Annotated in this window: 27 protein-coding genes; 15 read left to right on the forward strand and 12 right to left on the reverse strand. The window is 70.7% G+C overall.

Annotation, left to right across the window (positions count from 1 at the left end):
• Position 1 precedes the first annotated feature (1 nt).
• From ABT015_RS23890 to ABT015_RS23915, 6 genes are all read left to right on the forward strand, one after another.
• A complete protein-coding gene (locus ABT015_RS23890; protein WP_350882276.1) occupies positions 2 to 970 on the forward strand; it encodes a hypothetical protein in 969 nt (322 codons plus the stop codon).
• Positions 971 to 2,176, forward strand: a complete 1,206-nt coding sequence (locus tag ABT015_RS23895) for a hypothetical protein (RefSeq protein WP_350882278.1) — start codon at positions 971 to 973, stop codon at positions 2,174 to 2,176.
• A 35-nt stretch (positions 2,177 to 2,211) separates the two neighbouring features.
• On the forward strand, positions 2,212 to 4,002 hold the full coding sequence (locus tag ABT015_RS23900; RefSeq protein WP_350882280.1) for a hypothetical protein: 1,791 nt from the start codon (positions 2,212 to 2,214) through the stop codon (positions 4,000 to 4,002).
• A gap of 124 nt (positions 4,003 to 4,126) precedes the next feature.
• Positions 4,127 to 4,567 carry a hypothetical protein gene (locus ABT015_RS23905; RefSeq protein WP_350882282.1) on the forward strand — a complete coding sequence of 147 codons (441 nt, stop codon included), beginning with the start codon at positions 4,127 to 4,129 and terminating at the stop codon, positions 4,565 to 4,567.
• A 68-nt stretch (positions 4,568 to 4,635) separates the two neighbouring features.
• Positions 4,636 to 5,055 (forward strand): hypothetical protein, encoded by a 420-nt coding sequence (locus ABT015_RS23910; RefSeq protein ID WP_350882284.1) that lies wholly within the window; start codon positions 4,636 to 4,638, stop codon positions 5,053 to 5,055.
• A 260-nt stretch (positions 5,056 to 5,315) separates the two neighbouring features.
• A complete protein-coding gene (locus tag ABT015_RS23915) occupies positions 5,316 to 5,789 on the forward strand; it encodes a hypothetical protein (protein ID WP_350882286.1) in 474 nt (157 codons plus the stop codon).
• 46 nt (positions 5,790 to 5,835) lie between these two features.
• Here ABT015_RS23915 and ABT015_RS23920 read toward each other — a convergent pair whose 3' ends face one another.
• The 7 genes from ABT015_RS23920 to ABT015_RS23950 form a co-directional block, all read right to left on the reverse strand.
• Positions 5,836 to 7,467, reverse strand: coding sequence for a DEAD/DEAH box helicase family protein (locus tag ABT015_RS23920; RefSeq protein WP_350882288.1), 1,632 nt, complete (start codon positions 7,465 to 7,467; stop codon positions 5,836 to 5,838).
• 95 nt (positions 7,468 to 7,562) lie between these two features.
• Positions 7,563 to 8,018, reverse strand: a complete 456-nt coding sequence (locus ABT015_RS23925; protein ID WP_350882290.1) for a hypothetical protein — start codon at positions 8,016 to 8,018, stop codon at positions 7,563 to 7,565.
• A gap of 83 nt (positions 8,019 to 8,101) precedes the next feature.
• On the reverse strand, positions 8,102 to 8,929 hold the full coding sequence (locus tag ABT015_RS23930) for an ATP-binding protein (RefSeq protein WP_350882292.1): 828 nt from the start codon (positions 8,927 to 8,929) through the stop codon (positions 8,102 to 8,104).
• On the reverse strand, positions 8,926 to 10,029 hold the full coding sequence (locus ABT015_RS23935) for a helix-turn-helix domain-containing protein (RefSeq protein ID WP_350882294.1): 1,104 nt from the start codon (positions 10,027 to 10,029) through the stop codon (positions 8,926 to 8,928). The genes ABT015_RS23930 and ABT015_RS23935 overlap by 4 nt, the downstream gene beginning before the upstream one ends.
• On the reverse strand, positions 10,026 to 10,343 hold the full coding sequence (locus ABT015_RS23940; RefSeq protein WP_350882296.1) for a hypothetical protein: 318 nt from the start codon (positions 10,341 to 10,343) through the stop codon (positions 10,026 to 10,028). Before ABT015_RS23940 ends, ABT015_RS23935 begins: the two co-directional genes overlap by 4 nt.
• Positions 10,344 to 10,413: 70 nt before the next feature.
• Positions 10,414 to 10,674, reverse strand: a complete 261-nt coding sequence (locus ABT015_RS23945) for a WhiB family transcriptional regulator (protein ID WP_350882298.1) — start codon at positions 10,672 to 10,674, stop codon at positions 10,414 to 10,416.
• A gap of 11 nt (positions 10,675 to 10,685) precedes the next feature.
• On the reverse strand, positions 10,686 to 11,252 hold the full coding sequence (locus ABT015_RS23950; protein WP_350882300.1) for a hypothetical protein: 567 nt from the start codon (positions 11,250 to 11,252) through the stop codon (positions 10,686 to 10,688).
• 418 nt (positions 11,253 to 11,670) lie between these two features.
• Between ABT015_RS23950 and ABT015_RS23955 the strand changes: the two genes are divergently transcribed.
• From ABT015_RS23955 to ABT015_RS23970, 4 genes are read left to right on the forward strand one after another with little or no spacing between them, the layout of a single operon-like run.
• Positions 11,671 to 12,294, forward strand: a complete 624-nt coding sequence (locus ABT015_RS23955; protein ID WP_350882302.1) for a ParB N-terminal domain-containing protein — start codon at positions 11,671 to 11,673, stop codon at positions 12,292 to 12,294.
• Positions 12,295 to 12,308: 14 nt separating this feature from the next.
• Positions 12,309 to 12,926, forward strand: coding sequence for a hypothetical protein (locus ABT015_RS23960; RefSeq protein ID WP_350882304.1), 618 nt, complete (start codon positions 12,309 to 12,311; stop codon positions 12,924 to 12,926).
• Between the two features lie 50 nt (positions 12,927 to 12,976).
• Complete coding sequence (locus tag ABT015_RS23965) at positions 12,977 to 14,542, forward strand: peptidoglycan-binding protein (protein ID WP_350882306.1); 1,566 nt, start codon at positions 12,977 to 12,979, stop codon at positions 14,540 to 14,542.
• 20 nt (positions 14,543 to 14,562) lie between these two features.
• A complete protein-coding gene (locus ABT015_RS23970; RefSeq protein ID WP_350882308.1) occupies positions 14,563 to 15,024 on the forward strand; it encodes a single-stranded DNA-binding protein in 462 nt (153 codons plus the stop codon).
• On the opposite strand, the gene ABT015_RS23975 is transcribed toward ABT015_RS23970, so the two are convergent.
• The 3 genes from ABT015_RS23975 to ABT015_RS23985 all read right to left on the reverse strand — a co-directional run bounded on the left by ABT015_RS23975 (position 14,986) and on the right by ABT015_RS23985 (position 17,597).
• Entirely contained in the window at positions 14,986 to 16,461 is a 1,476-nt protein-coding gene (locus tag ABT015_RS23975) for a hypothetical protein (RefSeq protein ID WP_350882310.1), read from the reverse strand. The two genes, ABT015_RS23970 and ABT015_RS23975, sit on opposite strands and share 39 nt — an antisense overlap.
• 2 nt (positions 16,462 to 16,463) lie before the next feature.
• Positions 16,464 to 16,811 carry a hypothetical protein gene (locus tag ABT015_RS23980; protein WP_350882312.1) on the reverse strand — a complete coding sequence of 116 codons (348 nt, stop codon included), beginning with the start codon at positions 16,809 to 16,811 and terminating at the stop codon, positions 16,464 to 16,466.
• A gap of 78 nt (positions 16,812 to 16,889) precedes the next feature.
• Positions 16,890 to 17,597 carry an RNA polymerase sigma factor gene (locus ABT015_RS23985; RefSeq protein ID WP_350882314.1) on the reverse strand — a complete coding sequence of 236 codons (708 nt, stop codon included), beginning with the start codon at positions 17,595 to 17,597 and terminating at the stop codon, positions 16,890 to 16,892.
• 73 nt (positions 17,598 to 17,670) lie between these two features.
• Between ABT015_RS23985 and ABT015_RS23990 the strand changes: the two genes are divergently transcribed.
• The 5 genes from ABT015_RS23990 (at position 17,671) to ABT015_RS24010 (ending at position 21,092) form a co-directional block, all read left to right on the forward strand.
• The gene (locus ABT015_RS23990; protein WP_350882316.1) at positions 17,671 to 17,976 is read left to right on the forward strand and encodes a hypothetical protein; all 306 of its coding nucleotides are present in this window, start codon (positions 17,671 to 17,673) and stop codon (positions 17,974 to 17,976) included.
• 339 nt (positions 17,977 to 18,315) lie between these two features.
• Positions 18,316 to 18,765: a hypothetical protein gene (locus ABT015_RS23995; protein ID WP_350882318.1), complete on the forward strand. Its 450-nt coding sequence runs from the start codon at positions 18,316 to 18,318 to the stop codon at positions 18,763 to 18,765.
• Between the two features lie 103 nt (positions 18,766 to 18,868).
• Complete coding sequence (locus ABT015_RS24000; protein WP_350882320.1) at positions 18,869 to 19,396, forward strand: toxin; 528 nt, start codon at positions 18,869 to 18,871, stop codon at positions 19,394 to 19,396.
• Positions 19,393 to 20,487, forward strand: coding sequence for a S66 peptidase family protein (locus tag ABT015_RS24005; RefSeq protein ID WP_350882322.1), 1,095 nt, complete (start codon positions 19,393 to 19,395; stop codon positions 20,485 to 20,487). The genes ABT015_RS24000 and ABT015_RS24005 overlap by 4 nt, the downstream gene beginning before the upstream one ends.
• Entirely contained in the window at positions 20,484 to 21,092 is a 609-nt protein-coding gene (locus ABT015_RS24010) for a hypothetical protein (RefSeq protein WP_350882324.1), read from the forward strand. The genes ABT015_RS24005 and ABT015_RS24010 overlap by 4 nt, the downstream gene beginning before the upstream one ends.
• A 334-nt stretch (positions 21,093 to 21,426) precedes the next feature.
• On the opposite strand, the gene ABT015_RS24015 is transcribed toward ABT015_RS24010, so the two are convergent.
• Together ABT015_RS24015 and ABT015_RS24020 are read right to left on the reverse strand one after the other, a co-directional pair.
• On the reverse strand, positions 21,427 to 21,825 hold the full coding sequence (locus ABT015_RS24015) for a hypothetical protein (RefSeq protein ID WP_350882325.1): 399 nt from the start codon (positions 21,823 to 21,825) through the stop codon (positions 21,427 to 21,429).
• Positions 21,822 to 23,039, reverse strand: coding sequence for a recombinase family protein (locus ABT015_RS24020; RefSeq protein ID WP_350882327.1), 1,218 nt, complete (start codon positions 23,037 to 23,039; stop codon positions 21,822 to 21,824). Before ABT015_RS24020 ends, ABT015_RS24015 begins: the two co-directional genes overlap by 4 nt.
• Positions 23,040 to 23,240 lie beyond the last annotated feature (201 nt).

The following is a 23,240-nucleotide window of genomic DNA, read 5'->3' on the forward strand; positions in this document are numbered from 1 at the left end:
CGTGTCCTGGGACTCCGTGCCGTGGTTTCTTGAAGGCTCCGCCGAGCACTCCAGCGCGATCGCCCGGCTGCTCGCCTACAACGCGGTCGGCGGCGCCGAAGGCGTCATCGGCCCCGCAGACCTGCGCGTACGGGCGCTCGCCGCCCCCGGCCAGCAGGTCGAGGTCCTCACCGGCGCCTGCTCCATCCTCAACCGCGCCGCCGGCGCCCAGTACGAGGCGTACGCCGGCCGGATGATCAGCATCGACAAGATCCCGATCACCCCCACCGGCCCCACTCCGCGCTCCGATCTGATCATCGCCCGCGTCGAGAACCCCTACCTGATGGGCGAGACCTGGCAACAACCCTCCAACCCCGCAGCGGGCCCGTACATCTTCACCCGGGTGATCTCAGGAGTCCCGGCCGGCACCACCTCGGTCCGGCAAGTCCGCCCCGGCGATTCCGCGATCGCCCTGGCCCGCATCGACTTGCCGCCGAACACCAGCAGCGTCCTGCCCGCCCACATCAAGGACCTACGCCGCGTCGCTCGCCCCCGCACCGACGACCGCATCTACACCGTCATCGGCTGCGGCTACTCCTATATCGAGCCGACCGACCGCACCCCGAAGAACTGGCCCGAACAGGCGAACTGGACCATCGACATCCCGGAGTGGGCGGTCACCGCGATCATCACCACCAACCTCAGCGGCCTGCGCCTGTCCAACAACAACGTGTACGCCCAGATGCGTCACGTCTTCGCCGGCATAGCCGGGTCGAACAGTGAGCTCGACGACGACGGCGGTGGCGGCTTCCGCCGGGCCGACAAGCTCCTCGCGGACAGGTACTCGATTCCCGCCGCCCTACGCGGCACCACCCAGCCACTGCTCGTCCAGACAACGGCCCTCGACCCCGGGCGCATCGACGTCAACAGCAGTACCCAGCTGATCTGCCGCGTGCAGTTCCAGGAAGCCGCCGCCCAGGACGGCGCGTAGATGGCTTGGCGCTTCATCGCCCTGCGCGTCCTGACCGGGCAGATCCTTGACTGGGACGTACCGCTCACCCTCACCAGCGCCCCCACCCGCCAGCTGTCCGGGCCCGGTGGCATGACCGGGCACATCGAGCCCGAGTACGCGCGTCTGATCGCCGCGGACGGCCGTCCCCTGCTCCAGGAGTGGGACACCGCCGTGTTCGCCGAGATCGAGGGCCAGATCCGCGGCGGCGGCCTGATCGTCAAGTGCATGCCCGAGAACGGCAAGTGGGTGATCGAGTGCGCTGGATATACCGCTTACCCGCACGGCCTGCCCTACGAGGGCCTGATCCAGTCAGGCATGCTCATCACCCCACCCGATCCCAACGCCGGCCTCGACAAGAACCACGACGGGTACATCGACTTCACCGACCCGCCGCGATCCGTCCAGGTCCCGCCCCCGCCCCCGCCCTACTGCGGACCCCGGATCGACGCCTACGACGCCGTCCGCGAGCTCTGGGCACACCTGCAGTCCTACGACAACGGGCACCTGGGCCTGGCCGTCGACCAGCACAAGGCCGACATCTTCCTCGGCGCCGACGACGGCTCCGACCCGTACGAACTCGCCTGGTGGGACACCCCGGACAGCGGCACCGCCATCGACAACATCTTCCTGCAGCACAACCTCGACTACCTCGAAGAACATGTCTGGTCCACCGCCACCGGCAACGACCGCACCATCGTCCACCGCCTGCGCCTGGGCGCCCCACGCCTCGGCCGAAAGCGCGACGACCTGCGCTTCGCGGACGGCGAGAACATCTCCGCCACCGCCACACCCCGCGCCATGGGCGAGGACTTCGCCAACGAGGTCATGGTCCTCGGCCGCGGCGAAGGCGCCACCAAGACGCGCCTTCAACTCGCCCGTCCGGACGGCCGGCTGCGCCGCGTCCACGTCGTCGTCGACAAGGCCGCCACCAACGAAGCCGCTCTTCGCGCCCGGGGCAACCGCGAGCTCCAGTCCAGGACACAAGCCATCTACGTGCCGATGCTCGAAGTCCGTGATCACCCCAACGCGCCCATTGGCTCCTGGTCGCCCGGTGACGACATCCTCGTCCAGACCCACGTCCCGTGGGTGGGCGACATCCAGGTCTGGCACCGCATCACCGCCGACGAACTGCGCACGGACGGCACCGCGGTGCTGACCCTCAAACGCTCCGACGCGCTGGGCTGATCATCAACCTCGTCCCGGCAAGGGGGTACCGCCGCTTGACCAGCGCACTCGACCAGGCCGTTCAGCAACGCGAACTGGCCGCCTTCCTCAAGAACCTCGACCAGCGGCTCACCAACATCGAACGCGCCGCCCAGCTCCCGTACAGCGCTGCCCGCGGGCAGCTACAGGTCATCGACGACGACGGCAGGGTGATCAGCACCGTCGGCCGCCAGACGGACGGCACGGTCGGCGTCACCGTGGCTGTCTCCCCGCCGCCGCCGACCCCGCTCGCCCCGCTCGTCGAAGCCGCGAAGGCCGCCCTGAAAGTCACCTGGGACGGCCAATGGGCGGACGCCTACACCGCTCCGCTCAACCTCTCCCACCTCGAAGTCCACGCCGGAAGCACCCCCGACTTCACCCTCGAACCCCAAAGCATCGTTGCCACCCTCGCCGCCGCCGGCGCCAGCATCACCCTGGCCACCACCACCTACAGCTCCCGATGGCTCCGCCTCGTCGCGGTCAACGCCGCAGGCGCCCGAGGGCCGGCCAGCGCCGCGACCCAGGGCACCCCCCTCAAAGTCGTCACCGACGACCTGATCAACGGCATCATCGGCGAACTCCAGCTCGCCAACAGCGCCGTCACCGCGGCCAAGGTCGCCACCGGCGCGATCAACTCCGACGCCCTCCAGGCATCCGCAGTGACCACCACGAAGATCGCTGTTGATGCCGTCAGCGCTGGCAAGATCGCTGCCGAAGCGGTTACCGCCCGGGAGATCAAGGCACTGTCGGTCAGCGCCGACAAGCTTGCCGCGAACTCGGTGACGGCCGGCAAGATCGCGGCGGGCTCGGTGACCGCCGCGTCGCTGTCCGCCGATGCGATCGACGGGCGGACCATCCGAGGCGTGACGATCACCGGCGGCACCGTCACGGGCGGCACCCTCCAGACAAGCGAGACCGGACGACGGGTGCTGCTGTCTCCGGCGGACCCGGTCGAGGGTCGTGCTGCCCCTTCCATGCTGCTGTACTCCGGGGCCACGGCCGAGCAGCAACCGGCGCGTCTTACTGCGGAGGTCCGTACCACGCCGGACGGGGCCGTTCCGATGACCCGGTTGACCGGTCCCCAGCTCACCGCTGACGGCAACCACACCCCGAGGCTGTGGCTGAACTCGGGCGCGCCCGGCACGGGCTACCCCGCCCGAGGCAGCTGGGCGCTAGGCGTCGCGGGTGAGTACGGGATGGCCGGTGAAGCGGTGATCTCGGGAGCCGCCGGCGACACGACGAACGCCGCGTCCATCCAGATGAGCGTGCGGCGCAGCACCAGCGGCTACAAGACCGCCCTCACCCAGCTGAACCCGGAGACATGGTTCACGCAGCTGGCCGACCAGGTCGCCGCGATGGACCTGAGCAAGGACGGCCTGACCGTCCGGGCGCTCTTGGGCGAGGTGCTGCTGCAGACCGGCACCGGGCTGCGTCTCCAGGGCGGCAACGTCGACGTCGGCAGCGGCCTGGTGAAGAACGACAGCAAGTGGGCGCCGATCACCCTCAAGCAGGGCTGCACGCAGCTCAGCGGCTGGCAGACGATCGGTGTGAAGCAACTCCCAGACGGGATGGTCGCGCTGCGGGGGATCGTCTCCGTGCCGGCCGGCGTGACATCCGGCGTCATCGGCACCATCGACGACCCCGCCCTCCGGCCCAAGGCAGGCGAAACCTTCCGGGCCATTACCCCGAACAACACGGGCGGCAATCTCTTTGCCCAGCCGAACGGCAATTTGGAGCTCTGGAACGGCAACGGCGCGCTCGGCGGCTGGCTCTCACTCAGCGGGGTGCAGTGGTCCAGCATCGACTGACAGCCGGTACGACGCGACGCAACCTCCTCGTCCCGTCAACCTAATTCCCCGCGCGGGCCGAAGCCTCATCCTCAGGCCCCGGTCCGCGCGGCACCACCACCGAAGCCCGAGGAAGGCCCAGCACTTGGCGACCACCGAGACGATCACCGCGGTCGCCACCCCGGTGTGTGCGCTCCTCGGCGTGGTCGCCAGCGGCTGGCTTGCCGCCCGCCAGGCCAGCCGCAAGGCCGTCGCCGAAGAGCACGCCGCCGAAGCGGCCGCCGAGGTCTCCGCCGAGACCGCCGAAGCCGCGGCCGCGGCCTCCGCCGCCGACGCCCTCCAAGCCGGCTTCGTCACCCTGTACACAGAGCACCGTGCCGAGCGCGCCGAACTCCGTGGCCGGATCAGCGCGCTGGAAGCCGGCCAAGCCCGGCAAGCAGAGAAGCTCGACCGCATGGCCGAGGACCACCGCCGTTGGCGCGATGCCGCGATCCGCTACATCCGGCTCCTGCGTGCCCAACTTGCCTCCCTCGGAGCCGCCCACCCCGCCCCCGACGAGCCGATCCGCGCCGACCTGGAACCCTGAGCACACGACACAAACCCGCGCAGGCCGCCACCGTGCCCACCCGCAACCACCCCACCGGAAGGCACACCTTGAACCTCAACAACCTGGTCGTCCACAGCGCCGGTTACGGCGTGGCAGTCGGCTCCGTCCTCCCGCTCCTGGCCGCCGTCGTGCTGCGCCCGCACTGGTCCCCAAAGGTGAAGACCCTGATCGTCACCATCCTCGCGGCGCTCTCCGGCGCCGCGACCGTCGCCGCTCAGGGCGGGTTCAGCAACCCAGTCAGCCCGGGCGCCCTGCTCGCCGCCGGCGCCGCCGTGATCGCCGCTTCCGAGATCTCCTACGCCGCCCTGTGGCACCGCTACGGCATCGCCCCCAAGATCGAGGCCTCGACCAGCCCCACCCCGCCAGCCCGCATCGACCTGACGAACCTGGCGTTCGACACCTCGGACGACACCCTGAACCGGCTCAAGCAGCGGCTGAGCGACCCGGACCGAGGGAGCGATTCCTGAATCCGAACGACAGCCCGTAGCATTCCAGACCAGGCGGCCCGCCACCCATCCACCGTCGAGGCGAAAGCCCCCGCGAAGAACACGACCCGGGTTTCCGGGGGTGTCCTTTCGGCGCGGGGACAACGAAGTAGCCAAGCCCACCGGCCGTGCCCTCGAGCGCGGCCGGGACCGGGGAGCGCAGCTACGCGGTGATCCGGCACACGGCGGACGGGACCGGCGGGCCGCCGCCCACAAACCCGGCACTGGAAAGGCACCAGCACGTGACCGCGACACCGAACCAGATGGCGGCCGCCCTCGCGGCGGCCCCCGATGAGGCGTTCGCGGACATACTGGTCGACTTCGTGACCCGCCCGAAGGCCGACCCCGAACTGGCCGCCGTCTTCCACAGCCCCGAGGTCGTCACCCGTGTCGCCCGGACGATCGAGCGGCTGCTCACCAACCACCACGTGCCCCAACACGACAACGAGTCCCGCAACGCCTACACCGAGCGTGCCCGCCGCCTGCGCACCGCCCTGGAAGAAGAACTGCAGCTCGCCCAGGTGATCGCGGCCGGTGACGCCGCCCGGGCGAGCGGCCGACTCGACCGCGGCCGCAACCCCGCGCAGCGCGCCCGCCGGCGGCTGGCCGACATGTTCCCCGCCGAGTACACCCGGCTGCGCCGCGAGGAGGAAGCCGCGGCAGCCCGGGGGCGCCGTACAGCGAAGAAGGTCCGCCGTACGGCGCCCAGGCCGTAGAACGTCGCTGTGGGCGCCGTCAACTCCCCGCCCACACCGACGGTTGCTACTGCCGCGTTGCCGCGCCGATGATCTCGGCGGCTTCCCGGGCCGGTGCCCGAGTGCCGAGTGCCGCGTACCGGTCTGCGACGTCGTCGAACCCCTTGTCGCGCAGCGCGGTGACGACGACCGGCCGCCACTGGCGCAGGTGCGCGGCCAGCCGTGACGGCGGCAGCTGCCCGGCGGTGCTGCCGGGGGGAGCCAGGTCGGTTAGGTGCCTGTCGACGCTGATCCCGAGCACCATCGCCTGGGCGGCTGCCTCGTCGCGCAGCATCTGCGCCGGGTTCGGCCGCTCCTGAACCGGCTGCTCGATCCCGGCTTGATCGGCCTCGGAGCTGTGCTGTTCAGCAGCCGGAGCGTCACCGAGGGCGGTGGCGGCCGGCGTCGAGCCGTGAGGCGCAGGCGCTTCCCCCTCGGCCTGCTGCTCCGACGCGTCCGCCGAAGATTGCTGCTGGGGGCTGTGCTGCGCGCAGCGCAGGCCGGCCGGGTACGGGCGGACCTGGTCGGTCGACGTGGAGCAGGCCGGGACGGCGCAGCGCGGCGGCTCGCCCTCGGGGCCGCCCGGGCCGCCGGCGGCGGGCCCAGGCTGTGGGGCCTTCACCTCGGTGGCGCCCGCCAGGACGTTGAGCGCGCGCTCGATGGCGTCGGACGCGGAGACCGGCCCGTCCTTGCCGGTGACCTTGCGGCGGCTGAGGGTCTCGTGGCCGTAGAACGCGGTGAGGCGGTGCAGGTACTCGGGGTTCCGGGTGCCAAAGGACAGCATGATCAGCTTGCCCAACTGCTCGCTGGACGGGTCGTCCGGCAGGTCGTCGAGCACGTCGAGCTGTTCGGCCTGCTCGCGGAAGAAGGCGCCCGGGTTCGGCGCCACGTAGGTGGAGCGGGCGACCCGCTCGTGCATCCTGAGGTCGCGGAACAGCTTGTCGACGCTGAACCCGGGCAGGGGGCGGATGAGCGCGGTGCTCAGGTCGGGGTTGAGCGACCGTACGCCGGTGAGGAACGCCGAGTCCCGGCCCCGCAGTTGGACGACGGCCGTGCACTCGAAGGGCAGCGACCGCTCCGCCTTGACCTTCCACACCCGGTCCCGGGTGGGCTTGTCCCCGTCGAAGAGGACCACGTCCTCCAGGCGGGCCAGGAGCAGCACCGGCCCGTCGTGGTACTTGAGGGTGTTGATGACGTCCTTGAAGCGGGACTTGGCCTTCTGCCACTGGTCGGCGGTGATGGTCAGCTCGCTGTTCGGCGGCGCGCCCCTCTCGTTGGCCCGCCGCCGGGAAACCTCCGTCTGCTCGTCGCACAGCAGCTCCCAGAGCATGGTGACGGAGTCCACCACGATCATGTTCGGCTTGCTGTCCTCGTCGCGCGGCTGGTGTACGGCGTAGCGGACGGCGTCGAGGATGTCCAGGTAGCTGCCGTCATGGCGGACGATCTTGTACGGGCCGAGTTCCTTGTACTCGTGGGCGGTGTCCTCGCCAATTTCTACCCAGTACGTTCGGCCGATCAGGTCGGACGTGGACGCCAGGGCGGCTTCGTAGCTCTTGCCGCTCTTCTCCACGCCGGTCAGGAGCAGGCGGGGCCAGGCCGGGAGGCCACTGGGCTCGTCGACTTCGCGGTTGAGGCGGCGCGGCGGGACTAGGAGCGTCACGCGGGTGTCCTTTCGGTTGTCCGGGTTGCTGGCCCGGTGATGCTGCCGGGTTCGGCAGCCTTGCATCCCTTCCTTAACTGTATCATGAACAATGATTAGTTTGAGTGGAGTGTTCTCGAGACCGGCCGGTCGACCGGCTCCCTAACCTGAGGGTCGAGTGCCGACCGCGCGGCCGCGTACCAGGCATCGAGCAACTCCGCCGTGCCCGCCACATCCGGATCGCCCGGCTCGCCCGGCCCGCGCGCTGCCGCCGCCTCTGGGGCGGCCCACCGCGCGGCCGCCGCCTCGTAGCGGACCTGCGCGACCTCGGGGTCGAGCAGAAGCGCCTCGCCAAGCTCGTCCCAGCCGGCACCGTCGAGCCGCGCGGCGATCACCGTCCGGTCCAACGCCTCCAGGGCCAGCAGCCGCAGGTGGCGTGCCTCACGAATCCGGTCATGGGTCGGCCTGACTGTGGAGGTCTCGCCGACCAGGGCAGCGGCGAACTGGGCGACCTCGCGTTGAGCGACCGCCGTCGCCACCTTGGCGCGGGCCGCCGGATCGTACTCGGGCATGGGGGACCGTCCTCTCGCATCCTCCCTGCGCACCCTAGCCACCCTGGTGAGCGGTCGGCGGCGCGGCGCCCGCGGTCGGCGGTTCACCAGCGCACCGGCTGGCGCCGGTCCGGCCGCACGAATTGCAGCGCCGTCGCGCTCTCCCCGAGCCGGGAGACGATCCGGTCCCCGAGGATCTTCGCGATCTGCGCCGAGTGCAGGTTAGTGCCGATAGCGGTCGGCAGCCCGGAGGCGATCCGGGCGGACAGCAGGTCCCCGGTCGCCTGCCGTACGGCCTCGGTCGCCTGACCGTCCATCTCGCCGCATAGCTCGTCGAGGATCAGCAGTCCGGCACGGTCGTGGAACTCCCGGACCTGCAGTTGGGTCAGCCCGGGAGGCGCGCCGTCCGGGCGCAGCCAGCGCACGTAGTCGCCGTGGCGCACGTAACGCGTCATGACCCCCGCGCTCACCGCCAGCGACCCCAGCGCGATCAGCGCCGCCGTCTTGCCGGAGCCAACGTTGCCGAACGCGACCAGGTGCTGCTTGGTGTCGAGACCAGCCGCCAGACGCTGCACCCAGTAGGCGAGCACCTCGGGGTGCTGGTCGGCATCGAGGAGCACGTGCCCGTCTGGCAGCCCGTCCGGCGGCACCGTGACGTGGTGCCGCAGGTAGGCGCGGTGCCGCGCCCGGTCGAGGCTCTTGAACCAAGCCGTCGCGTAGATGCCCTGCCGGTACTCGTCCGGCTGCTCCCACACCGCGCCGTCCTGCGCCGGGACCGCGCCGCGGGCGCGCTGCTCCGCCGTCCCCCGGGCCATCAGCGCGCGAGCCTCACGGATTGCCAGAGCCTTGACTGTGGTGCTGTGGTCCGCGTCCGTGAGCTCCCGCCCGAGCACCAACTCGGCCATCGAGGTCACCGTGCTGCTGCTCTTCATCGGCTGTCCAGCGCGCTCAGCACAACATCGACCGCCGAGTCCGCGGCCGGCTGCTCGGCCCGCGGGTGCGAAGCGGCGTCGTCGTACATCGGCGTCGCGGCGCGCCGGCCCGGCACGGCGGCCTTGCCAGCGGCCGTGCCGAGGGCTCCCTGCCACTGCTGCGCAGACGGGACATGCCGTCCGCAGTCGAGCAGGGCCGCCCAGATCTGCTGCTTGGTGTAGCCCGCGTCGGCGGCGCGCTTGATCATGCCCATCAGCATCATGAAGCCGTTCTTGCTGCCGGCCCATGGCCCGAACTGCGCCTGGGCGTGGTCCCACCAAGCCGTCGCGCCGTCGCGTGCGAGCTGGTCAAGCACCTGGTCCTGTTCGGCCTGTGCCGCGCGGCGTTCGGCGTCCTGCTGCTTCTTCGACTTCGGGCGGGGCGGCTTGCCGTCCCCGCCGTCCGGCTTGCCCGGCCCCGCGCCGGCCGGAGAGGGCACGTCGACGCCTCCCGCGCCTTGGGGCGGGTTACCGGGGAGGTTTATAGGGGTTGTTTGGGGGTCTTGAAGTCCCCCCTCCCAGGACTGTGAGTCCCCCCTGCCAGGACTCTCAGTCCCCCCTGCGCCCTTCGGATTCAGGGGGGACTGAGAGTCCGTGGACTTCAAGTCCCCCCTCGCGGCGGTCTCCTCGTCGACGGGGCGCTTCCTGCCGAAGTCGGCCCGCCGGACCCGGGCCGGCGCCGGCGTGATGTCCGGCCGCGACCGGGCGCTCAGCGGCGCCAGTCCCCTCTGCCGCCGCTCCTCGTTCACCCGGTCGATCCGGTGCCCGAACCACGAGTGCGGGATCAGCAGGTCGTACACCACAGGGCGGTAGCGCTCCGGTATGTGCCGGGCCGCGCTCTGATCGCCCTCGCCGAGCAGACCGCGCTGCTGGAGCTGCTTGAGCTTGCGCCCCACCGTCTTCTCGTCACACAGCGCTGCCTTCGCCAACGTGGCCTGCGACGGGAACGCGTTGCAGCCGTCCGAGTCCGCGCGCTCGGCGAGCGTGACCAGGATCAGCCGCTCGAACGTGTCCGCGGTCGGGCTGTCCTTGAGCGCCCACAGCATCGGCTCCAGGCTCACCGGGCCACCTCCAGGAGGCGGTAGGTGGTGACGGTCGTACGGGAGCGCCGGTGCCGTGCCCGGGCCAGCAGGCCGGAGCGCACCAGCTCGCCCAGCAGCGGCCGAGCCTGGTACGGGCTCAGGTCGGCGGCCGCCGCCGCGCCGGAGCACGCGGTGTCGCCCGCTGTCCGAAGCGCGATCGCGGACAGCAGGCGGAACGCGGGGGCGGACAGGCCCACGTCGAGCGCGGCGCGCTGCTGGCGGCAGTGCGTGCAGCAGGACGCCGGGGCAGTGGGCGACGGCCGGCGGGCCGCTTCGGGCAAGGCGGTGCTCAAGAGTGTCATCCTCAGGTGGAGCCCGGCCGGGTTCGGGTCCCGGCCGGGCAGATGGTTCTGTGCGGCCAGGTCAGGCGGCGAGCGCCTGCTGTCCCTTGCGCGTGGCGGCGGCGCGGCGGCGGCGGATCTTGCGCCGCTCGTCCTGCGTGGTTCCGGCCCGTACGCCCTCGTCCCGCCCCGCCGGGGTGGCGAGGGCGGCTTCCATGCACTCGTCGTTGTGCGGGCAGAACGCGCAGGTCGCCTTCGCCAAGGCGATGCCCTTGGTGTCCTTCGCCGAAGGGAACATCACGTCCGGGTCGACGCGGAGGCAGACCGCCTTCGGGAACTGCATGACTGGGAACATCAGACCTCGGCCCCCTGCCCGAGCTGGAGGGCGGTGGTCATCAGTTCGGCCACGGCGCCGTCGCGCAGGTACTCCATCACCTGGTCGCGGCCGTCCGGGGCCCAGAACGGGGCGACGCTCGACGGCGCAGGGGAGGGCTTCCAGGCCAGGCCGGGCAGCACCTCGCCGGTGTCCTTGTGGATGATCGCGCCGCTCTCCTTGTCGTGGACGGCCGCGTTGATGAGCGCCTGCTCGAAGGCGCCGATGATCGTCGCCTCCCACCCGGCGTGCTCGGGGTGGTTCAGGTGTACCCAGTCGGTGAGCGCCGCCCGGTCGGAGACGACCACCGTGCCGGGGGTCTTGGGCTCCCGCACCGTCCAGGTGACGACCTTGCTGCCGCCGATGCTGGTGGAGATCGACTTCACGCCGTTGCTCTTGTGCTGAGCGAGCACCGCGGAGTCGAGGTCGGTCTTCGCCACCGCGGCGAGCTCCGTGAAGCGGCTGGCCATCTGGTTCAGCACGGTGGCCCGCTGGCTGAGCTCGGCGAGCGTGGGCGCTGTGGCCTCGGGTTCCTGCTGCTCCGTCACGCGGGTGTCCTTTCGGTGAGTCCGGGTGCTCTCCCGGACGTGCTCGTGCCGGGCCGTACACCTGGGGGTACGACGAACCGTCCCCGGGCGTTACAGACCCCGGCCGGCTGGGCTGCCCCAACACCGAATAACTGTAACATAAGCAATGATTAGCGAGAGACGTTAGGCCCCGACCCCACTACCGTCCGGGCCGGCCATGGACGGACCGCCACCGCGCGCACCGGCGAACCACCCCACGGCCACGGACTCGCCCCCGCCCGGGAACAAGGGAGCGGGTCCGGAGCAACACCGGTCGCGGGGGCGACGGCTGACGGCCTCCTGGTTGCCCCACACAGTGAGCGGGGCGCGCGGTTGGAACCCGCGGTCACCACTGAGCCCCGCCCCCGCGACCGCCCGACCCGCCACGAGAAGAGGGCCCGTGACCACGCCACCCGTCCAGGCACCGCGCTGGATCGCCTACATGCCGCTCCAGGCCCTCACCCCCGCCACCCGCAACCCCAAGCTCCACGAACTCCCGCTCATCAAGGCCAGCATCCGCGAGCACGGCTTCGTCGACCCCGTCCTGATCGACGAGCGCACCGGGCGCAGCATCGCGGGCCACGGCCGCCACGAAGCCCTCGTCGAGATGTACGCAGACGGCGAACCCGTCCCGGACGGCGTTCTCCTCGACGACGACGGTTCCTGGCTGCTGCCCGTCACCCGCGGCTGGTCCTCCCGCACCGACGCCGAAGCCGACGCGCTGATCATCAAGCTCAACCGCATCACCGCGCAGGCGGACTGGGACCGCCGCATGCTCGCCGGCATGCTCGAAGACCTCGTCACCGCCGACGCCAGCCTCTTCGACTCCCTCGCCTACACCGACGACGAGATGGAGACTCTGCTGCGTGCGGCCCCCGCCGAGGCCTTCGGCGAAGAACCCGCCCTCGCGCTCACCCCCGACCTCGGGGACGACACCTCCTTCAACGACGACGACAACGAGGAAGGCCCGCGCCTCGTCCGCTGCCCGACCTGCGGCGACCAGTTCACGCCCCGCCGAAGCTGACCCACCACCGCCCCGTGACCCGCCGTAAGCCCCGCCACGGCCCGGCCGCCCCCCAGGGGAGCGGCCGCGGCCGCCGGCGCCTGCTCACCCCCGACACCGAGCACAAGCTCATCGAAGCCACCCGCCAGGGCATGCCCGTTGAGACCGCGGCCGCCGTCGCCGGAGTCCACAAGGCGTCCTTCCTGCGCTGGCTCGCTCGCGGCCGCGAGGAAGCCGACCGCCGCCGCCAGGGCGAACCGGCCCAGCCCGGCGAAGACGACTACCTCGCCCTTCACGAACGCATCGAGCAGGCCCGAGAACTGGCCCAAGCTGGCGCGGTCGTCCAGCTCCGCCGCCTCATCAACGGCGGCTTCGTCATCAAGGAGACGACCCGCAAGGCCCGGGACCCGGAGACCGGCCAGATCATTGAGGAGACCGTCACCGACCGCGCCGCACCCGACTTCAAGGCCATCAGCTTCTACCTGGAACGGCAGCACCGTACCCACTGGGGCAAGGACCAGGCTCCCGAGGAGACCACCACCACCGCCCCGGCTGAGGAGGTCGACGCCGAGCAGCTCGCCGACCGTCTGGCTGTCACCCTCCACGCCCTGGAGTACCCACCCGAGCTGGCCCCCGACAGCCCGAGACACTAGCCCCCGCCGGCCGCGACGCTGCGCCTCTCACCATCACGAAGGGGCGCAGCATGACCGACACGCTCTACCCGGGCGCCGACCGCTCGCAGTGGTTCGCCGATCACTACCCGGGCAGCTACATGAACCCCCGGTGCGGCGTTCTGCACACCACCGAGGGAACCGGCTGGCCCGACTACAGCGGCGGAGCCGAAGCACCCCACGTCACCGCGAAGCCCGACTTCGCCGCCCGCCGCCTGCTCTTCCGCCAGCACTTCCCGTTCGACCACTCCGCCCGCGCCCTCGTCAACGCTCCCGGCGGCGTCGAAACCAACACCGCCGGCGCTGTGCAGATCGAGCTGATCGGCACCTGTGACCCCGCCACCCACCGCCGCTGGACAGCCCAGGGCATCCAGCACATCTTCTGGCCCGAGGCCCCGGACTGGGCGCTGCGCGACCTCGCCGCGTTCATGGCCTGGCACCGCGAGCACAACGGCATCCCGCTCGACGGCCCCGCCCAGTGGGCCCCCTATCCGGATTCCTACGGCCGCAACGGCGTCCGCCTCTCCTTCGCCGGGTGGAACTCCTTCCGCGGCTGGTGCGGCCACCAGCACGTCCCGGAGAACGACCACGGCGACCCCGGCAACCTCGACTTCGCCACCCTGCTCACCCTCGCCGGTGCGGGCTCCGGAAACACCACGCCGCCGAGCACCACCCGACGCGTCGTCATCTGGGCCGGAGCCACCCTCTCCGCCATCGCCGCGCTCGCCGGCATCACCCTCGGGCACCTGCTCGACGCGAACCCGCAGATCATCGACCCCAACCAGGTCAAGCCGGGCCAGAGCATCACTCTGCCCGACGACGCCAAGCCCGTCACCCCGCCCGGCGGAACAACCAGCGAGCCCCGCCCCGACCCGCAGCCGGACCCGCAGCCCACCCGCCCCTCGGGCTCGCTCGCGCCGGGCGCGCGCGGCCCCGAGGTCCAGGAGCTGCAGCACCAGCTCAACCGGCTCGGCTACCAGCTGCCCGCCACCGGCTACTACGGGCCGCAGACGGCGGCCGCGGTGAACGACGTGATTGGCAAGCACCCGGGGCTCGGCCGCGCGGACGGCGTCGCCGGCCCCCGCACTCGCGCCAAGATCACCGCCCTCGCCGCGGGGACGGCCACCGGGAGCAGCGGCCGTACGACGGCCGGCTCGCTCGCGCCGGGCGCGCGCGGTTCCGAGGTTCAGGAGCTGCAGCACCAGCTCAACCGGATCGGCTACCAGCTGCCCGCCACCGGCTACTACGGGCCGCTCACCACCAACGCCGTCAACGACTTCGTCCGCCTCAACCCCAGCCTCCGCCCGGCGGACGGCGTCGCTGGCCCGAAGACCCGCGCCCGGATCGCCAACGCCGCCCTCGGAACCCAGGCCAACCAGACGGCCAGCCTCAAGCCGGGGGCGCGCGGTGCCGAGGTGAAGACTCTCCAGACGCAGCTCAACCGGATCGGTCACCGTCTGCCGGTGACCGGCTACTTCGGGCCGCAGACGGCGGCCGCGGTGAACGACGTGATCCGCAAGCACGCGGGGCTCGGTCGCGCGGACGGCGTCGCAGGCCCCCGCACCCGTGCCAAGATCGCCGCCCTCGCGGCCCGCTGAGACCGGAGGAGAACAAGCCCGTGGCAGGAGAGACCGCCATCACCCTCGTCGGCAACCTCGTCGACGACCCCGACCTGCGCTTCACCCCCTCCGGAGCAGCGGTCGCGAAGTTCCGCATCGCGTCCACCCCGCGCACCTTCGACCGCCAGAGCAACGAGTGGAAGGACGGCGAGAGCCTCTTCCTCACCTGCAACGTCTGGCGTCAGCAGGCCGAACACGCAGCCGAGTCCCTCCAGCGCGGCATGCGCGTCATCGTGCAGGGCCGGCTGAGGCAGCGCTCGTACGAGACCACCGCGGGGGAGAAGCGCACCGTCTTCGAGGTCGAGGTCGAAGAGGTCGGCCCGAGCCTGCGTTCGGCGACCGCCAAGGTCGCCCGGGCCAGCCGGCCCGGTCCGGCGGCGACCGACGCCGACCCCTGGAGCGCCCCGTCCTCTGCCAGTTCCTCAGCGGACTGGCCGCAGAGCCCTCCGCCGCCCTTCTAGGAAGTCGTCTCCCGAGGGGGCCGTTGACGGCGGCCGGCCGGTCGGTGGCCCCGTCAGCAGCAGGCTCTCCACCGGCGTCTCAGACACCTCATCGGGAGGCGGCGCGTCGTCGACCGGCTTCGACGTGCCGGCCGGGTCCGTGTGGTCCGCGGGTACGGGCAGCCCTGCTGGGGCCTCAGCCCCGGGGGGCAGCGGCTGCCCGCTCTCCGCCGGGGGCGTCGGGGACGGCGTGGCGGACGGTGACAACGTTCCGGTGCTCGGCTTCGGTGAGGGGCGAGGAGCCTCCGGTGGCGGCTCCGGGGACTTGGCGCCACCGGCCGGGTTTGGAGCGTCGGATGGCTTGGCCGGCGGAGGTGGCGGAACAGGCCTGGCTGGCGGGGACACCGCCTGGTCGACGCCGAGCATCGTGGTGACCAGCGACCCATCGGCCGACGCGGTCACTCGGGCCGATGCTGGCGGCTCCGTCTCGCCGCCCAGCACCAGGTGGACCGCGGCGAACAACCCAGGCGCGTTCGGCGTCGACGCAAGCGGATCAAGGCGGCTCGACGCCACCCCCAGAGTGCCGAACGCCAGAGCCGCCAGCCGATCCGGCATCTTGACCGTCAGGCCCGCCGTCACCGGGCGTGTCTGGTTCCGGGCGGCCTCGACGATCAGCCCCTGGTACTCCTGCAGCCGGGCCGCGTCCGAACCCCACAACGCGAACCTCGACACCACGCTCAGATTGTCCAGGGTCTTCTGCGATCCGCTCTCCTGCGCCCACGCCGCGGCATCGGCGTTGCTGTGAAACGCCATCATGTAGATCCGCTCAGTTCCGTAACTGAACGTGTAGGCAACCGAGTTGGGTGATACCGCGGCCTCGCTGTACATGACCAGCTGATCGACGTCCGTACACCGGGCCTGCAGAGGGCCCAAGCTTGTGCAGCGCATCTGCCCGGCAGCGGCGAACTGCCGAAACGCCGGGTCGCCCGCGAAGGCGGACAGCGTGGAGGTGGGGTTGGGCGCCCGATCCAGTACGACGGCGGGCCGGCTCGTGTGCTGCCCGACCGCGTAGCCGACGCCGACGCCGACCGCGGCGATGACGGCGGCGAGCAGTATCTGGCCCACAGCGACGGAACGGCGCCGTCTGGGCACACGCGGCACAATCTCCCGGTCGGAGCGCGCCGGGGCGCGCCGGTCGACGGGCGGCGGCGACTCCCCGACGCCCATCAGCCGGTCCATGGTCGGCAGATCGGGGAGCTGGGTCCGCACCATCGCGCGGATCTGGTCGGGGTGAAGGTGCGGGAAGTCCGCCCGTAGCGCAGCCTGGACGGCGAGGACGGCGGAGTCGAACGTCTGGGCCGGGCGGATGACCACGAGTGGCTGGTCGCCTTCGATGATCAGCGTGGCGTCGGCGTCGATCCTCGACGAGACGACGATCACCGGGGGGCGAAGCTGCATGTCTACCTATCGTGAGCAGCCAGATCGTGGCGTTCGGCCATGAACTGGGCTACCTGCGCCGCGATTTCGGGCAGGTCCTTGTCGCTGATGGCCTCGACGGACCGGGCGGCGACGACGCGCATCCCGTCGACGCTGACCGTGCCGACCTCAGCGGGCTGAACGGCCATCTCCTCGGCAGGGAGTGGGGTAGCCCTGGCCTCGGAGTCGACGGAGGCGGGCGGCTCGAAGCTCTCGTCCACGGCGGCGAACATCGCGTCCAGGCCCCGCAGGTAGGCTGCCTCGCTCAGCGGCTCTGCCGGGTGCAGCGCGTTCGCGGCGGCCGCGGCACGCCGGGTAGCCCGATCGTGCACGCCGGCACCGTCGCCGGAGAGGGTCCGACACAGCCTGTCGACATGAGCGCGTCGCATCTCAGGTCCAATCTCGTCGCCTTACACCCTGATCACTTCACGCACAGCACCTTCCTCTGCGCGCGGAGCCGGCACAAGAGGAGGTTCAGCCAGCCTGTGAGCTGCAGCGTCTTCCGGCAGGATCTGTGAGAGTTTACGCAGGCCGCGCGTAAGCAGCACACGTACTGCGCCTTCCGTCGTCGGGCGCAGCCGCGTGCTGAGCACCTGAGCGGTCTGGGCGGTGCTCAGCCCGACGCACACCCGAAGGTACACCGCTTCGCGCTGGCGCTCGGGCAGCTTCGCCAGACAGCCCTTCAACATGGCCGCGACCTCGCGCCGTTCCGCCGAACGCTCGGGAGCCTCGTCCTCCGATGGAACGTCGGCGGCCAGCGGGGTCGAGCTGAGAATTTCCTGGGTGCGCCGGCCGGCCGCCCGATAGTGATCGACGACCAGGTTCCTGCTGATGGTGAACAGCCACGGCACGAAGCCGCCCGAGCGGCTGTTGTACTGCCCGATCGAGCGGGCCACCCGTACCCACGTCTCCTGCGCGAGGTCTTCCGCGGTCGCCATGTTGTCCACCCGGGCGCGGATGTCGCGTACGACCGGGTCACGCAGCGCCGCGTACAGGGTGCCCAGCGCGGCCTTACGTCCCTCCGGGTTGGTCGCCGCGGCCGCGGCCCGGGCACACCGCTCGATCTCGTCGAGGTCGCCGGAGTCCCGCGACACGGGCTGAGAGGTGGACAGGAGCACGGGACCGCCCTCGGCTGGGATGCTGATAGATCGATTGGTTGTCTATTGTCGATGTTGCACTTATGGTCGACTGGTGTCGGCCGTGGTGGCCGGCCAGTCGCAGTGCATCTCGGCTCTGTGGCTCAGACCGAAAGTGGGTGACCCGATGGCGGGCGCTACTTCTTCCCCGGCGCGGGGCCTGCTCGTGCGGCTCCCGGCCGGCTGCTGGCTCACGCTGGCCGACGCCGCCTATGCGGCCGCGGGCCAGGGTGCCGCGGTCGCCCGGTGCGGCGACTCCTACCTGGTGGACGGCGTTCCTCTGGCGTCCGCGATCCGGCACGGTCGTCGCTCGGGAAGGGTGGTCACGCGCAGCGACGGGGCGTTCCTGCGGAAGTGGTGAGCTGGGACGGAGGGGGGGCGCCGGCCTTGAGGCGGCGCTTTCTCCCCGGCCGGACGGAACGCGCAAGAATGTCGACACCCCCGTGGTTGCTATGTGCACTTGCCGGGCTACCCCGGCCCCCTCACTATAGTGCGGCCTACCGTCAAGTCACTACATACTTCCTGTTCACGACCTCATTGTGACTGAGTGTCCACGATCAAAGAGGCGCACTTTAATGACTGTGGGTATAGTTAGGGCAGTTGTGAATAGCGGAAAGCGGTACTGTCTGTGAGCGAATCGGCATCTGGTCCCACCATGTCGAGGGCGGAAAAGATCGCCCAGCGACTGAATCACCTCATCATGGTGGAAAACGACCGGCGCGCGAACCGGACCCCGCCGCAGACCCCGGTGGCCATCCCCGAACTCGCCGAGCGCTCCAAGGGCGTCCTGTCCGAGACCCAGCTGCGCTACCTCAAGCGCGGGTACGGCGCGAACGGCTCCCCGGTCAACCCGACCGTCGAAACCCTCGACGCGCTCGGCAGGATCTTCGGGCTCGCCAACGGCGCCAGCTACTTCACCGCCGAGGACACACAGGCCGTCGACAAGCAGCTCGACGCCCTTAACGCCCTCGCCAGACTCCGCAACCCCTCAGGCGCCGTCGACGGCGGAACGCCGGACGCCGGCCTCGGCTTCATGCAGCGCGCGATGAGCCTGGAGCCCAGCAACTTCAACGTCCTTGCGACCATGGCGGAGCGGATGGCCGAGCTGGAAGCGCAGGCTCGAACCCAGGCCGACGGTCACCGAGAGTAAACTTTGCGGAATGCCACAGTCAAGATGTGTTTAACTTTCGGCCTATGTCCATGTAGCGCGCCCACAAACCGCCTCGCGGAGCGCGCGAACGCAGAGGTCCGACATGCCCGTGCCACGAGGGATACGCAGAGACTGCGAAGCACTGCTCGCCGACCTGCCTATCCCTGACCCCTTCGACGTCTCGGCCTTCGTCGCCGCACTCGCCAAGCAGCGCGGCCGACCCATCGCGCTCGAACCGCTCCCCGAAGACGTCAGCCCCTCCACGCCGACCGGCCTGTGGGTCCGGCTGCCAAGCATCGACGTGGTGTTCTACAAGCAGAACACCAGCGTCCCCCACCAGACGCTGATCATCTTGCACGAACTCGGCCACATGATCTGGGAGCACGAGTGCCGCGTCCAACAGGACGTCCTTGCCTCGATCTTCCCCGATCTCGACGCCGAAACCGTCGCCAGCGTCCTGCTCACCCGCGCCGGCTACGCCGACCTCGAAGAGGCCCAAGCCGAGATGCTCGCTCTGCTGCTCATGGAGCACGTTGGTGCCGAAGAAGGCACGACCCGTCAGGGCCGTACCCTCTACCGCACCCTCACCTACCCCGTCCGTAAGATCGCGGGCTGGAGGCGAGCGGCATGATCGCCATCATCCTCACCATCGTCATCCCCACTCTCCTGGTCGCCATCTCGCTCTGGCGCCTGCCGGCCGCCATTCGCTCCGGCCGCGCCGCCCGGTCCCTGTGCATCACCATCGCAGCCCTCGGGCTCGCCATGGGCGTCACCGCCGTCCGAGACCCACTGCAAGACCTGGTGACCGGCCTCCCCATCCTCACTCGCCACCTCCTCGGCCTCACCAGCATTGCCTTCCTCATCGACTACCTCTACGCCGTCCACGGCAGAGGACTGCGCGGACGCCTGCGCCCCAGCTTCCGGCTTGCCGCCAGCGCCGCGGCCACCATGACCGGGCTGTTCTTCTTCGCCCTGCCGCGCGACGCCAACGTCAACCCCGACGACATGCTCAGCCCCCACTTCGGCGAGCCGGCGGTCATCACCTACATGATGATCTTCTACAGCTACCTCGGCTTCTCGATGGCCCTCGCCACCCGGATCTTCTGGTCCACCCGCCGAGCCCTCCCCCGAGGCCTGGCCCGCACCGGTGTTCTCTCCCTCGCCACCGGCTGCGCCCTCGGGACCATGTACGTTGCCGAACGGGTCTACATCCTCTCGTTCGACATCGACGACGCCCGCTTGGCCCAGCTGAACGTGCTGGGCGACCTCACCGTCGCCGCCTCGATCCTGCTGATCATCACGGGCCTGTGCCTCCCGCCCCTGCGCGGCCTGGCCCGCTACCTCCAGGACCAGCACACGCTGTGGGTCCTCCACCCGCTCCTGGGCCAGGTCATCGACACCTTCCCCAACCTCCAGTTCGGCGAGCGCCGCTCCCGCGTGCGTGAACTCTTCGTCTGGGGCGACCGGACCCTGGACACCGCCTACTCCGCGTTCGCCGTCCGCGACGCCTTCCTCAACCTCGGCGTCAGCGGCGGCCAGGACGCCACCACCGACGCCATCAAGGCCCGCAACGCCCTGCACCGGCACGCCGCCCACAACCTCCTCGCCGACGCCGCGGTGCCCGACGCACCGGTTCCCGGCAGCAGGGAACTTCGCGCACCCTCCCGCGACATCCGATGGGCGAAGAACGTCGCCCGCGCCTACAACAAGACGAGTAAATGACCGACAACACAACGAAGTTGCCGCCTGGTCGAGCCCTCCTCGGCCGCCGGCTCAGCGACTGGGCCGACCCGAAGAACACCATCGTCGCCGTCAGCATCGCCATCGGCTGCGGCCTCTACGGCTGGAAGGGACTCGGCTGGGCCGTCCTCGCCATCGTCTTCGCCGCCGTCATCCCGATGATCTACATCGTCTACATCGAAGGCGACGGCAACTGGGCGAACCGGCACCTGACCGACCGCGTCCGCCGCATCACCGTCCTCCCCGTCATCAGCGCCTCCGTCGCCGCCGGCATCGCCCTCCAGTACGCCACCAGCGCCCCGCTCCCCCTCATCGCGATGACCGCCGCCATGTGGGCCACCATCACCGCCGTGTGGCCGATCACCGTCCTCGCGAAGTACAAGATCAGCGTCCACGCCGCCGTCACCGCCGGCTCCTTCGCGATGCTCGCCCAGGCGTACAACCCCTGGTGGCTCCTCGGCTTCGCCTTCGTCGCGCTGCTCGGCTGGGCCCGCGTCACCGTCCGCGAACACACCCTCTTCCAGACCGTCACCGGCGCCATCCTTGGCACCCTGGTCGCAGGCGGCGTCTACGCCCTCATCGCCTGAACCCGGGCACGAAGGACAACTGCCAACGCCCACCATGGGCTCGGGGCAGCAAGCCCCGGCCCCATGGTGGGCATCCCCGAACCCGACCGCCAGCGGCCCGGCCCGGGGCCAACGAGGTCGGTAAGGAACAACCAGGGGCAATCCCCGCGTGTGCGGGGCCGACCAGTTGAGCAAGGCGGAACTAGGAGCAATCCCCGCGAGCGCAGGGCCGATATCGCGCAAGACACAGCCATGAGCAACCCCCGGCGTGCGGGGCCGACCTGGAAACCATGATTCCCGAGCGCCCGGTCAGGGAGCAACCTCGTGAGCGGGCCAACATCAGTAGCCGCTGAACTCAGCGGTCGGGTCCATCCGGTGCGTCCACCACGGGAGCCTGCTCGTCCGCTGGCCTGGCGTTCAGAGCCTGTTCGGCGAGGATCAGTTTCACCTGCCTGGTCGTCGCCCCGGTCGCGCGGGCCATGTCGCCCAGCGTGGTCCGCCGCAGGGCCAGGGCGACGACCGCCTTGCTCAGCGCCTTCGCGCGGGCCGCTTCGATGGCCCGCAGCGCCTCCAGCTCCGGTGTGACCGGTACGAGCCTGACCTCGGCGGTCACGCCGATGACCGCGAGACCGTGCTCGGTGTTCTCGCGTGCCGCCTTGAGCGTCCGTCCGGCCCCGTACACCCCGTGCTCGGGGACATGGACGGTCCAGGTGCGGCCGCGCCTGCTGGCCTGGCATTCGATGGTCTCGGTCACGCCGTGCCCTTCAGCTCGGCGACGACCTGCTGGACGATGGCCTCGGGCACGGGGGTGGGCAGGACGATCTTCCGGGTGCCGATGCGGTAGACGGTGTGGGTGGCAGTGCTGCTGACCGGGGCGACGGTGAGTCCCCGCCGCTCGGCTGCGGCCCGGATGCGCAGGATCGCGCCGCCGCCGTTCGCGCCAGCGCGCAGGCTCGCGGTGACCTCCTGGGCCTCCTTCCACTGCTGCAGGCTGATCACCGGCTCGTGCACCACGTTGGGCGACCAGGACCACTTCGACACCGGGTTCAGGGCTGAGTGCCCGGGCTTGCGGGTGCGCGGCGCCTTGCGGTTGTACACCTGGTGGCCGGTCAGCTTGGGATTCGCGATCAGGCCCTCGACCAGGCTGTGCGTCCACCGGCCGTCGATCGGGTACAGGTCGGGCTCCGCCGCCAGGACCGCGATGATCTCCGTCCCCTTGAGGTGCTCCTCCCGGCGCAGCCGGCACAGCTCCCGGGCGGCGTCGAAGCGGCGGGGGTCGGGGTGCGGGATGAGCCGCTTCTTCGGCCGGGTGACACCGAACCGGCCCGGCCGGGACTCCGGCGCGTTCGGGTCGACCTCCACGGCGTACGGGTAGGGCGGGGACCCGTGGTTCCACCCCTGGACCGCGTGCTGGATCTGCCCGCCCATCGACATCTCCATCAGGTTCGCCCGGTAGAGCTCGGCGTCGACTTGGGAAGAACGGCGGGCGCGCAGCCGGCCGCTCTCGGTACCGCCGACCGGCTCGTCGGCGTACACCACCTCGATGCCGAGCTTCTCCAGCTCGTGTTCGACGGTGAGGCTGGTGAGCATGTGGCGGGCGACGCGGTCGGAACGCTCGGCCAGGACGTGGGTTACTCCCAGGTGCCCGGCTCGGTCCACCAGGTCCTGGAGCCCGCCGGACCGGGGGGTCGGCACGGCGAGCTTGTCGTACATCTCCTGCGGCCCGAGCCCCCTCAACTCCGGGGGCAGCATGCCAGACTCCACGTCCCAGAAGAAGGCGGCGAACTCCTCGCCCGGTTCCAGCCGGTCGGAGGCGTAGGCAACCTGCCGGGGTATGGACGTGCCCGGCATCTGGTTGTCCTTAGTGCTGACCCGGCCGACGAACACTGACACGCGGGGGCGAAGGTCGGTCACCGTGTAGTTCGGCAGGTCGGAGAGGTCGATAGGGGGGCCGAAGCGGACGAACATGATTTCGTGAACTCCTGCTCTGATCTTGCCTGTTGGGGTGGTAGATGAGGAACGGGATGACCCCGGTGAGCGCACGGGACGCAGCCAGGCGGCTAGCCTGCTGCTACGGAGTCCGTCGAGGGCGTCTGGCCGGAGCCCAGCGCCGCGAGCACCCGCAGGCCAGCCCACCCGTCGACCTCGTCAAGCACGATCTTGGCGAAG

The organism is Kitasatospora sp. NPDC094016 (assembly GCF_040304045.1).
Classification (GTDB): Bacteria; Actinomycetota; Actinomycetes; order Streptomycetales; family Streptomycetaceae; genus Kitasatospora.